The sequence below is a fragment of the Photobacterium sp. J15 genome, from assembly GCF_963870815.1.
Classification (GTDB): domain Bacteria; phylum Pseudomonadota; class Gammaproteobacteria; order Enterobacterales; family Vibrionaceae; genus Photobacterium; species Photobacterium marinum.
On the sequence record NZ_CAWMUI010000001.1, the window covers coordinates 3,165,944 to 3,178,368 of the forward strand.

A 12,425-nucleotide genomic window follows, 5' to 3' on the forward strand; every position below is an offset into this window, starting at 1 on the left:
AAAGACTTAAGCTTCTGGCTTCTCTTCAGTTGCCGGAGCTTCATTTTGCTCTGCTACCGCTTCTTTCATGCTCAGGCGAATACGGCCCTGACGGTCAATCTCAAGGACTTTAACCTTAACTTCCTGACCCATTTCCAGGTGATCTGCCACTTTCTCAATGCGCTCCTGAGAGATTTGAGAAATGTGTACCAGACCTTCTTTCGCGCCAATCACAGAAACGAAAGCACCGAAATCAACAATACGCATTACCTTACCGGTGTAGATGCGGCCAACTTCAACGTCAGCAGTGATTTCTTCGATACGGCGGATAGCTTCTTTCGCAGCTGTACCTTCAGTTGCAGCGATCTTCACTGTACCGTCGTCTTCGATTTCGATCGTTGTGCCAGTCTCTTCCGTTAGAGCACGGATAACTGCACCACCCTTACCGATCACATCTTTGATCTTCTCTGGGTTGATCTTCATTGTGTGAATACGCGGAGCGAATTCAGAGATATCTTCACGAGGAGCGTTGATTGCATCGTCCATTACGCTCAGGATGTGCTTACGCGCACCTTTCGCCTGGTTCAGGGCAATCTGCATGATCTCTTTAGTGATACCTTCGATCTTGATATCCATCTGCAGTGCAGTGATGCCATCGTCAGTACCAGCAACTTTAAAGTCCATATCACCCAGGTGGTCTTCGTCACCCAGGATGTCAGAAAGAACAACAAAGTCATCGCCTTCTTTAACAAGACCCATTGCGATACCCGCAACAGAAGCCTTGATTGGCACGCCAGCGTCCATCAGCGCCAGAGATGTACCACATACAGAAGCCATTGAAGATGAACCGTTAGATTCTGTGATTTCAGAAACAACACGTACTGTGTATGGGAATTCATCAACAGAAGGCATTACAGCAGCAATACCACGCTTCGCCAGTTTACCGTGGCCGATTTCACGACGCTTAGGAGAACCAACAAAACCAGTTTCACCTACACAGTATGGAGGGAAGTTGTAGTGCAGCAGGAAGTGATCTTTACGCTCACCTGTTAGCTCATCGATGATCTGTGCATCACGCTGAGTACCCAGTGTTGCAGTTACCAGTGCCTGAGTTTCACCACGGGTGAATAGTGAAGAACCGTGAGTACGTGGCAGAACGCCTGTACGTACATCAAGAGCACGAACCATGTCTTTCTCACGGCCGTCGATACGTGGGTTACCAGCGATGATGCGGCTACGTACTACTTTCTTCTCCAGAGAACCCAGCATGTCACGAATTTCGCGCTCATCCAGTTCTTCATTCTCTGCCAGCAGTGCTTCTACCACGTCATTCTTGATCTCGCCAACTTGGTCGTAACGAGCCATTTTTTCAGTGATTTGGTAAGCTTCAACAAGGCGAGCTTCAGCTTTCTCTGCAACCAGTGCTTTAAGCTCTGTGTTTTCAGCAGGAGCTTCCCAATCCCAAGCAGGAGTTGCTACTTCAGCAGCGAATTCGTTGATCGCTTTGATAACAGCTTGCTGCTGGTCGTGACCGAATACAACAGCTTGTAGCATCTGCTCTTCAGACAGACGATCAGCTTCAGATTCAACCATCAGTACTGCGCTTTCAGTACCGGCAACTACAAGGTCAAGACGGCTTTCTTCCAGCTCAGTATTGCTTGGGTTAAGAACGAACTGGTCGTTGATGTAACCTACACGAGCTGCACCGATTGGGCCATTGAACGGAATACCAGAAATAGCAAGAGCTGCAGAGGTACCGATCATAGTAACGATATCTGGCTGTACATCTGGGTTAACGGAAACCACAGTTGCAATAACCTGAACTTCGTTTTTGAAATCATCTGGGAATAGCGGACGGATTGGACGGTCAATCAGACGAGCAGTCAGTGTTTCGCCTTCAGATGGACGGCCTTCACGCTTGAAGAAACCACCTGGGATTTTACCTGCCGCGTAAGTACGCTCTTGGTAGTTAACAGTCAGAGGGAAGAAGTCCTGGCCTTCTACCGCTGTTTTTTTACCAACAACAGAAACAAACACAGATGTGTCGTCCATGCTTACCATTACAGCAGCAGTCGCCTGACGTGCCATTACACCAGTTTCGATGGTAACTGTGTGGTTACCGTACTGGAAAGTCTTTACGATAGGATTCACGTGAATTTCCTTAATTTTTATTCCGCTTTCTATTTGCGTCGTTAAGTATATCTGACACAAAGAAAAGCGTCATGTGATGAAAGGCACTTTACGGTGATTTCACGTATCGCGACTAATGATAATTCTCGGCAGGATAAGAACTGTCATTAGTCGCGACCTGAGGGTCGACGAAAACGACTCGTGATCTCACTGATTTAAAGGGCCGGATAAAAAAGAAAGGAGCCGTTAGGCTCCTTTCTAGAAAGCAATCTTAGCGACGTAGGCCCAGACGCTTGATTAGGTCTTGGTAGCGATCTAGGTTCTTACCTTTTAGGTAGTCTAGAAGCTTACGACGACGAGAAACCATACGTAGCAGACCGCGACGGCTGTGGTGGTCGTGTTTGTGGTTAGCAAAGTGACCTTGAAGGTGGTTGATTTGTGCAGTTAGCAGTGCAACCTGAACTTCAGGAGAACCAGTGTCGTTTGCGCCTTGCGCGTATTCAGCAACGATTGCTGCTTTAGTTTCTGCATTCAGAGACATAACTCATTCCTAATACAAAGATATTTTTAATTTGTGCCAGCCAATCTCTGATTCAGCCGACACCCGAGCCGCGGATTATACTGTCAGGCCGCTGTAACTACAAGTGAAGATTACAAGAAGTCGCGAGATTAAAAAGAACAAAAAGATCGAGAGATGAGATACCAGTTTCTACGCACGGGGAAAGGACAGTCTAGAGGCCTGGTTCTATGGTCACAGAGCGGAATAAAAAAGCGGAATGCTAAAGCTAAGCACTCCGCTCTTTTTACAGAACCGCACGGCCAAAGTGCCGCGCCCGCATCTCGGAGCGCAGCGTCAGTTGATATTTCGCTACTTTAACCTTGCTTATTCGCCATCACGCGTTTTGGTGCCAGCATGCCATCACTATCGATAACACCCACACCGATAAATTCACGTTGCTCACCCACAGTAATACGCACCAGCGTACCTGTTTCCGGCACTCGACCAGCCTGAACCGGGTTACCATTTAGAATATAAGTGGCAAGCATCGGCAGCACATTTACTTCCGGCAGATCCTGAACCGCAGTGTCGGTCGGCAACAACAGAGGATCAAGCAGTTCGCTTGGGGCAATGCCCTGCTCATTAGCTTGGTCCAGCAGTGCCTGAAGCTGCTCCAACGTCACGATACGTTCCATCGGGTAGTTGGAAACACCAGTACGACGCAGGTAAGTTACGTGCGCACCACAACCCAGCATTTCACCAAGGTCATCAACGATAGTGCGAATGTAAGTACCCTTAGAAACATGCAGCTCCATCTCTACTTCGTTGTTTTCAAAACGAAGCAGCTCAACGGAATACACAGTGATCTTACGGGACTCACGTGGTACTTCGATACCTTCGCGGGCATATTCATACAGCTTACGCCCCTGGTATTTAAGTGCCGAGTACATTGAAGGAATTTGGTCAGTAGTACCGCGGAACTTGGCAATGCAACGTTCCAGCAGGCCACGATCCACTTTCACTTCACGTGTTTGGACAACTTCACCATCAGAGTCCGAAGTATCTGTACGTTCGCCCAGCTTGGCAATAACGCGATAGCGCTTGTCTGAGTCCAACAGGAATTGGGAAAACTTCGTCGCCTCACCAAAGCAAATTGGCAACATACCAGTTGCCAATGGGTCAAGCGCCCCCGTATGTCCTGCTTTTTGTGCGAAGAAGATACGCTTTACTTTCTGCAGCGTATCGTTCGAGCTGAGTCCGGTTGGTTTGTCGAGAAGGATTACCCCATCGACTGGACGGCCTTTACGACGACGTGCCATGCTTATTCCTCGTCAGTTTCCGTTTCATCACCACGACGAACTTCATCATCACGTACCGCCTTAGTAACCAGGCTAGAGATACGCATACCTTCAGTCAGTGACTGATCGAAGATGAAGTTCAGTTCAGGAGTCACACGCAGACGGATTTGCTTACCCAGCAGTGAACGGATGTACGGAGCCATCTCGCGCAGTGCTTCCAGGCTGTCTTCCGCAGTTTGCTCACCGACGGTCAGGAAAGTCACATAAACTTTTGCGTAACCCATATCACGGGATACATCGACACTTGAAATGGTCGTCATTGCCAGGCGCGGATCTTTGATCTCACGCTGCAGGATCACCGCCAGCTCTTTTTGCAGTTGCTGTGCAACACGCTGGGTACGGCTAAATTCTTTTGCCATAATTGTTTTCTCTCTCTAAGAATGCTTTCTTGAAAGAATGGGGAGCCGAGGCTCCCCATAAGATTAGTCGTTATAAAACAGCTGATTACTCTGAGGATTAGTCAAGAGTACGCTTAACTTCAACGATTTCGTAAACTTCGATCTGGTCACCAACGCGAACATCATTGTAGTTCTTAACGCCGATACCACATTCGTAGCCGTTCTTAACTTCCTGAACGTCATCTTTGAAGCGACGCAGAGACTCAAGCTCACCTTCGTAGATAACAACGTTATCACGCAGAACGCGGATTGGGTTGTTACGCTTGATGGTACCTTCAGTAACCATACAACCGGCAATAGCACCAATCTTAGGTGACTTGAAGACATCACGTACTTCAGCAAGACCCATGATTTCCTGTTTGAACTCAGGAGCAAGCATACCGCCCATTGCTGCTTTAACTTCGTCAATCAGCTGGTAGATGATTGAGTAGTAACGCAGATCCAGGTTCTCGTTCTCGATTGTCTTACGAGCAGAAGCATCAGCACGTACGTTGAAACCAAGAATGATAGCGTTAGATGCTGCAGCAAGAACAGCGTCAGTTTCAGTGATACCACCAACACCAGAGCCAACGATGTTAACTTTAACTTCGTCAGTTGACAGCTTACGCAGTGAGTCAGCGATTGCTTCAACAGAACCCTGTACGTCTGCTTTCAGTACTACGTTCAGTTCAGCAACTTCACCGGCAGTCATGTTAGAGAACATGTTCTCCAGTTTCGCTTTCTGCTGGCGAGCCAGTTTAACATCACGGAATTTACCCTGACGGTACAGTGCAACTTCACGTGCTTTACGCTCGTCACGTACAACTGTTGCTTCATCACCCGAAGAAGGAACACCAGAAAGACCCAGGATCTCAACCGGAATTGATGGACCGGCACTTTCAATTTCCTGACCAAGCTCATCACGCATTGCACGAACACGGCCATGCTCCAGGCCACAAAGAACGATATCACCTTTGTGCAGCGTACCTTCCTGAACCAGAACTGTTGCAACAGGACCACGACCTTTATCCAGGCGAGATTCAACAACCACACCACGCGCCATGCCTTCTTCAACAGCTTTCAGCTCAAGAATCTCAGACTGAAGCAGGATAGCTTCAAGAAGACCATCGATGTTTGTACCTTGCTTAGCAGAGATGTGAACGAACATGTTCTCACCGCCCCACTCTTCAGGGATAACATCGTACTGTGCCAGCTCGTTCTTCACGTTATCTGGGTTAGCATCTTCTTTATCGATCTTGTTCACTGCAACGATCAGTGGAACACCTGCCGCTTTCGCGTGCTGGATAGCTTCCACAGTCTGTGGCATTACGCCATCATCCGCAGCAACAACAAGAACAACGATATCAGTAGCCTGAGCACCACGAGCACGCATTGCAGTAAATGCGGCGTGTCCCGGAGTATCCAGGAAGGTAATCATGCCATTGTCAGTCTGCACGTGGTACGCACCGATGTGCTGAGTAATACCACCCGCTTCGCCTGAAGCTACGTGTGCTTTACGGATGTAGTCAAGTGTTGAAGTCTTACCGTGGTCAACGTGACCCATGATGGTAACAACAGGAGCACGAGGAACAGCAACAAGGTTTTCATCACGGTCAGAAAGTACAGCTTCTTCCAGCTCGTTTTCTTTACGCAGAATTACTTTGTGGCCCATTTCTTCTGCAACAAGCTGTGCAGTTTCCTGGTCGATCACCTGGTTAATGGTCGCCATGGCGCCCATCTTCATCATCACTTTGATAACTTCAGCAGATTTAACTGACATCTTGTTAGCAAGCTCAGATACAACGATAGTTTCGCCGATTACAACATCTTGCTTAGCAACTGTTGCCGTCTTGTCGAAGCCGTGCTGCATTGAAGTCGGCTTGTGCATACGCTGCTTGCCGCGACCACGCTGGTTGCGACCACCGCGACCTGCATTACGGTCATCTGACTTAGCGCCAGCTTTCTTCTTCTTACGACGGTGACCGCCTTCTTCTTTACGATCCTGTTCGTCTTCAGCTGCGCGAGCGTAGCTAGACGTTGTAGTATGGTAGTCTGCTTTTTCCATATTACTCGTATTCTGATCAGCCTTTGACCAGTTCTTCTGATTCATTTCTGCCATTTTGCGTGCCTCTTCTAGCTGGCGCTGACTTTCTTCTTCGGCTTTACGCTTGGCTTCCTCTTCCCGGCGACGTTGTAGTGCCTCAGCTTCTTCTTTAGCCTGTTTATCAGCGGCGGCTCGCTTAGCCTCTTCAGCTAAACGCTTTTCCTCGGCTTCACGATTCTGCTTATCCTCAGCATCACGTTCGACCTTATGTTCTGCATCACGCTTAGCCTGTTCTTTAGCTAAACACTTCTCTTCAGCGGCACGTTTGGCTGCTTCTTCAGCCTCACGCTTCGCCTTCTCTTCCGCTTCACGCTTAGCAGCTTCTTCAGCTGCACGTTTAGCGGCTTCTTCAGCTTCACGCTTGGCGGCTTCTTCTGCTTCACGCTTGGCAGCTTCTTCTGCCTGACGCTTCGCTTCTTCAGCGGCGCGCTGCTCTTCTTCAAGAGCAGAACGTTTTACGTAGGTGCGCTTCTTGCGCACCTCGACCTGAACACTTTTACTCTTGCCACCTGCACCTGCAACACTCAGTGTGCTGCGAGTTTTACGTTGAAGAGTAAGGCGTGTCGGAGCCCCGCCGGCGCTTTCGCCACCATGTTCTTTCTTCAGGTGAGCTAACAGCGTCTGTTTTTCCTGTTGACTTACGCTATCTCCAGCATTCTTGCTGATACCAGCATCGGCAAACTGTGTAAGCAGACGATCAATCGGCGTACCGATTTCCTCAGCTAATGCTTTAACTGTAACCTCTGACATGCTGCTCCTCCCTTGCTTGACATTTGTGATTACGCTTCGTCACCGAACCAGCAGATATTACGCGCGGCCATAATTAGCTCACCCGCTTTTGCTTCGTCCATGCCTTCGATGTCGATTAGGTCGTCAGTAGCCTGATCAGCCAAATCTTCAAGCGTACTTACACCTTTTGCCGCAAGTTTGAACGCCATTTCGCGTTCTAGGCCTTCAAGGCCTAATAGATCTTCAGCTGGCTCTGCACCATCTAAAGATTCTTCCTGGGCAAGAGCAAGCGTTGTTAGCGCTTCCTTAGCACGGTTACGTAGTTCGTCTACAGTCTCTTCGTTAAGACCTTCAACGTCCATAAGCTCGTTCACTGGAACATAAGCGATTTCTTCTAGTGTCGTGAAACCTTCTTCAACCAGCACAGTTGCGAAGTCTTCATCGATATCCAGGTGCTTAGTAAACGCTTCGATTGACTCTTGCGCTTCTTCCTGGTGTTTCTTCTGCAGATCTTCAACCGTCATTACGTTCAGTTCCCAGCCAGTTAGCTGAGAAGCCAGACGTACGTTCTGACCGCTGCGACCAATTGCCTGAGCAAGGTTATCCTTCTCAACGGCAATATCCATTGTGTGGTTGTCTTCATCAACGATGATAGAGCTAACTTCAGCCGGAGCCATCGCGTTAATAACGAACTGAGCTGGGTTTTCATCCCACAGTACGATATCGATACGCTCACCGCCAAGCTCGCCAGAAACAGCCTGTACACGCGCACCGCGCATACCAACACACGCACCAACAGGGTCGATACGCTTGTCGTTAGTCTTAACAGCAATCTTCGCACGAGAACCTGGATCACGAGCCGCGCCCATCAGTTCAATCATTTCTTCGCCGATTTCCGGTACTTCGATACGGAACAGCTCAGATAGCATTTCCGGCTTAGAGCGAGTCATAAACAGCTGGAAGCCACGTGCTTCTGGACGAACTGAGTACAGCAGACCGCGAACACGGTCACCCGGGCGGAAGTTTTCACGAGGTAGCTGGTCATCACGCTGGATAACAGCTTCCGCGTTATTGCCAAGGTCAATGATAACAGCATCACGGTTAACTTTTTTAACAACACCGGTAATTAGTTCACCTTCGTTGTCAATAAATTGTTCCACGATCTGTGCACGCTCAGCTTCACGTACTTTCTGTACGATTACCTGCTTAGCAGTTTGAGTCGTGATACGATCAAACGTTACTGATTCGATTTCTTCTTCAACGAAGTCATCCAGCTTGATGCTTTCATCATCGTACTGAGCTGCTTCAAGAGTGATTTCCAGCGTAGGCTGAGTCACTTCTTCTACAGCTTTCCAGCGACGGAATGTATCAAAATGACCAGTCTTACGGTCGATTGCTACACGTACGTCGATTTCTGCTTCGTACTTTTTCTTTGTCGCTGTTGCCAGTGCGATCTCAAGTGCTTCGAAGATACGCTCACGAGGAACAGCTTTTTCATTGGATACCGCTTCAACGACAGCCAAGATTTCTTTGTTCATTTCTAATGCCCCAACTTAGCGGTTAGAATTTTGGAACCAGGTTGGCCTTGGAAATATTGCTTAGTGCAAATGTTTCTTCATTGCCATCAACTTTCAGAGTGACTAGCTCACCGTCAACGGCAACGATGTCACCTTTCCACTTACGACGATTATCCATCGCCATTTTCAATACCAGGCTGACCTCGTGGCCAATAAATTGCTGATAATGTTCTGCTTTAAATAGTGGCCTTTCAAGACCAGGGGATGACACCTCCAGGTTGTAAGCCACTGTAATCGGATCTTCTACATCCATTACCGCACTAACCTGGCGGCTAACATCGGCACAATCATCAACAGTAATGCCATTTTCATGATCAATGAAAATACGCAGTGTTGAGTGTTCACCTGCACGGATAAATTCCAAACCGACTAGTTCATAGCCCAAAGCCGTTACCGGTGCTTCAAGCAGTTCGGTTAATTGCATCTCTAAAGCTGTCAAAACAACCCCCTGGAAACAAAAAAAGGGCACTAAAGCCCAGTAAATACCTGAATGGTCATTTTTCAGATAATAAAAAACCCCGAATTACGGGGTTTTTTATTACTGGACCCTGATTATCACAGCTATTAGCTATGATAGAAAAAACGCACTTCCATAATAGGATAGCCGTTTTTTCAAAACTTGGTTGCGGGGGCCGGATTTGAACCGACGACCTTCGGGTTATGAGCCCGACGAGCTACCAAGCTGCTCCACCCCGCGTCCGTAATCTGGCGATGATTATATCGTCCAGTTGTTACTCTTTCAAGTAACTGAATAATGGTGCCGAGAAGGGGACTTGAACCCCTACACCTTGCGGCACTAGCACCTCATGCTAGCGTGTCTACCAATTTCACCATCTCGGCTAAATTCTTTTATTACTGAGGAATGTCACTGTTTGCAGGCACACTCTCAGCTTCTTCAACAACTTTTTCTACTGCAGGGGCTGTCAGGTCTTCCCAGCCGCTGGTCTCTTCACCATGCTTAGAAGAAAGGTTACCAAGAATCAGACTTATAACGAAGAAAACAGTTGCAAAGATTGCAGTCATTCGAGTCAGAAAGTTTCCAGAGCCGCTTGCGCCGAACAGAGTTCCTGATGCGCCAGCCCCGAATGAAGCTCCCATATCTGCGCCTTTACCTTGTTGAACCAAAACTAGGCCAATTACACCAAGCGCAGCCAACAGATAAATCACAAGTAGAATTTCGTACATAGTTTCCACCTATGGTTAAATTGTTGTGCCGGCTTTGCTTAAGCAGTGCCAGCGCACTCCCTAATTCCAGGAGCGAGAGAATACTAGCGAAACCCTCACTCTGTGACAAGTAAAATCTGACAAAAAGACTATTGCCATGAACCACTTGACCAATTTTTAAGCAAAAACCGACACGTAAATCACTATTTCCTGTAAAAGGATATTAGCAGTTTTCTTTAACGGCCTTAGCAATCGAAAGCGCAGATTCTTTAACCAAATCAGCATCTTTACCTTCAACCATGACACGAATCAAAGGCTCTGTGCCAGACTTGCGAAGCAGCACGCGACCGCTATCTCCAAGTTTAGCTTCAACCTCTGCCTGTGCTGCCAGAACCGCCTCAGATTCAAGTGGATTAGCATCACCGGAGAAGCGAACATTTTCCAGAACCTGAGGATACATAGTCATACCATCGGTCAGCTCTTTCAGTGTCATCTTGCTGCCAACAATTGATGCCATCACCTGCAGGCCGGCAACAATACCGTCACCTGTCGTTACTTTATCAAGCAGGATCACGTGGCCTGAGTTTTCAGCACCAATCAGCCAGTTGTGTTTCACCAGCTCTTCCATTACGTAGCGGTCACCCACTTTGGCACGAACAAATGGAATACCCAGGTTCTTCAAGGCAACTTCCATGCCCAGGTTAGTCATCAGAGTACCAACCACACCGCCTTTCAGCTCGCCACGACGTAGGGCATCACGGGCAATGATGTAAGCAATCTGGTCACCATCAACCTTGTTACCTTCTTCGTCGACCATGATCACACGGTCGCCGTCACCATCAAGGGCAATACCAAAGTCCGCTTTCTCTTCCAGTACTTTAGCCTGAAGCGCTGCAACGTCAGTCGCACCGACTTTATCATTGATGTTAGTACCGTTCGGCTCACAACCAAGTGTGATCACTTCAGCACCCAGCTCTTTGAAAACATTCGGTGCAATGTGGTAAGTCGCGCCGTGAGCACAGTCTACTACAATCTTGTAACCGGAAAGGCTAAGCTCAGTCGGGAACGTACCTTTACAGAATTCGATGTAACGACCGGCCGCATCACTGATGCGGTACGCCTTACCCAACATGGCGGACTCAACACAGGTCAGTGGTTTTTCCAGCTCAGCTTCAATAGCCAGCTCGACTTCATCAGGTAATTTAGTCCCCTCTGACGAGAAGAACTTGATGCCGTTATCGTAGTAAGGGTTATGAGAAGCCGAAATAACAATACCGGCTTCAGCGCGGAATGTACGAGTCAGGTAAGCGACTGCCGGAGTCGGCATCGGACCGGTAAATGCCGCCTGCAGGCCTGCTGCAGCCAAGCCCGCTTCAAGTGCTGATTCCAGCATATAACCTGAAATACGAGTATCTTTACCGATGATCACTTTTCTTGTGCCCTGCTTGGAAAGAACACGGCCGGCAGCCCAACCCAGTTTCAATACAAACTCAGGGGTAATTGGCGCTTCACCGACTAAACCACGTACACCATCCGTACCAAAGAACTTACGTTCTGCCATTATCAGCTCCTAGCTATTTATCTTCTTTTCCTGCTCTAAAGTCATACGACACACTTTTAATACATCAACGGTTTCCTGTGCATCGTGGACCCGAATGATCTGGGCACCTTTCATGGCCGCAATCGTCGCGCAGGCCAGGCTACCAGCCAGACATTCGGCAGGCTTCTTATCTAATAATTTAAATATCATTGATTTACGCGACATACCAACCAGCAGCGGTAAACCAAACTGATGAAATTTGTCTAACTGCGCGAGCAGTTGGTAATTATGCTCCAGCGTTTTGCCAAAGCCAAATCCAGGATCCAGCAATAGCTGTTCACGACGTATCCCCACCGCCTCACAAGCAGCCACTCGTTCGGCAAGAAAATCACTAACATCAGTAATTAAATCGTTATATTCCGGCTGGGTTTGCATTGTACGCGGTTGTCCCTGCATATGCATTAAGCAAACAGGTACATTTGCCGTTGCCGCTGCAGCAAGTGCTCCCGGCTCCAACAAAGCCCGCACATCATTAATCAGATCGGCACCGGCGTTAACCGCTTCAGTCATTACTTTTGCTTTACTGGTATCAACAGATATCCAGCAATCAAAACGGCTTCGAATAGCTTCGATAACCGGTACCACTCGAGCCAACTCATCATCAAGCACAACATCCGCAGCTCCGGGGCGAGTCGACTCTCCACCAATATCAATAATACTGGTTCCAGCAGCCAGCATTTCCTCAACATGGTACAACGCCTTGTCTAGCTGGTTGAATCTACCACCATCAGAAAATGAGTCTGGCGTAACGTTAAGAATTCCCATGGTATGGGCATAAGACAGGTCCAGCGTCTTATCTTTACTTGTCAGGATCATCAAATTCTCCCTAACAGACAGCTGCCGCAATGTTGTGCCAAGCAAACTGCCACTAAACACACAGTGGCGAAACAAAAAAAACCCCGAGACAA

Annotated in this window: 10 protein-coding genes and 2 tRNA genes; all 12 read right to left on the reverse strand. The window is 48.1% G+C overall.

Annotation, left to right across the window (positions count from 1 at the left end):
• Positions 1–6 precede the first annotated feature (6 nt).
• The 12 genes from pnp to folP all read right to left on the reverse strand — a co-directional run bounded on the left by pnp (position 7) and on the right by folP (position 12,333).
• The gene (gene pnp / locus AACQ93_RS14205; protein ID WP_007464815.1) at positions 7–2,130 is read right to left on the reverse strand and encodes a polyribonucleotide nucleotidyltransferase; all 2,124 of its coding nucleotides are present in this window, start codon (positions 2,128–2,130) and stop codon (positions 7–9) included.
• A 250-nt stretch (positions 2,131–2,380) separates the two neighbouring features.
• Entirely contained in the window at positions 2,381–2,650 is a 270-nt protein-coding gene (gene rpsO / locus AACQ93_RS14210) for a 30S ribosomal protein S15 (RefSeq protein WP_007464817.1), read from the reverse strand.
• Between the two features lie 332 nt (positions 2,651–2,982).
• Complete coding sequence (gene truB, locus AACQ93_RS14215) at positions 2,983–3,927, reverse strand: tRNA pseudouridine(55) synthase TruB (protein ID WP_064605800.1); 945 nt, start codon at positions 3,925–3,927, stop codon at positions 2,983–2,985.
• 2 nt (positions 3,928–3,929) lie between these two features.
• Complete coding sequence (rbfA, locus tag AACQ93_RS14220; protein ID WP_007464820.1) at positions 3,930–4,325, reverse strand: 30S ribosome-binding factor RbfA; 396 nt, start codon at positions 4,323–4,325, stop codon at positions 3,930–3,932.
• 97 nt (positions 4,326–4,422) lie between these two features.
• Entirely contained in the window at positions 4,423–7,197 is a 2,775-nt protein-coding gene (gene infB, locus AACQ93_RS14225; RefSeq protein WP_064605802.1) for a translation initiation factor IF-2, read from the reverse strand.
• Between the two features lie 29 nt (positions 7,198–7,226).
• Entirely contained in the window at positions 7,227–8,714 is a 1,488-nt protein-coding gene (nusA, locus tag AACQ93_RS14230; RefSeq protein ID WP_007464824.1) for a transcription termination factor NusA, read from the reverse strand.
• A 22-nt stretch (positions 8,715–8,736) separates the two neighbouring features.
• Positions 8,737–9,192 carry a ribosome maturation factor RimP gene (gene rimP / locus AACQ93_RS14235; protein WP_036799368.1) on the reverse strand — a complete coding sequence of 152 codons (456 nt, stop codon included), beginning with the start codon at positions 9,190–9,192 and terminating at the stop codon, positions 8,737–8,739.
• Between the two features lie 181 nt (positions 9,193–9,373).
• A tRNA-Met gene (locus AACQ93_RS14240) sits at positions 9,374–9,450 on the reverse strand.
• A 58-nt stretch (positions 9,451–9,508) separates the two neighbouring features.
• Positions 9,509–9,593 (reverse strand) — tRNA-Leu (locus AACQ93_RS14245).
• 12 nt (positions 9,594–9,605) lie between these two features.
• On the reverse strand, positions 9,606–9,938 hold the full coding sequence (gene secG / locus AACQ93_RS14250; RefSeq protein ID WP_064605804.1) for a preprotein translocase subunit SecG: 333 nt from the start codon (positions 9,936–9,938) through the stop codon (positions 9,606–9,608).
• Between the two features lie 202 nt (positions 9,939–10,140).
• Positions 10,141–11,478, reverse strand: a complete 1,338-nt coding sequence (glmM, locus tag AACQ93_RS14255) for a phosphoglucosamine mutase (protein ID WP_064605809.1) — start codon at positions 11,476–11,478, stop codon at positions 10,141–10,143.
• 9 nt (positions 11,479–11,487) lie between these two features.
• Positions 11,488–12,333 (reverse strand): dihydropteroate synthase, encoded by an 846-nt coding sequence (gene folP, locus AACQ93_RS14260; protein WP_157097573.1) that lies wholly within the window; start codon positions 12,331–12,333, stop codon positions 11,488–11,490.
• Positions 12,334–12,425 lie beyond the last annotated feature (92 nt).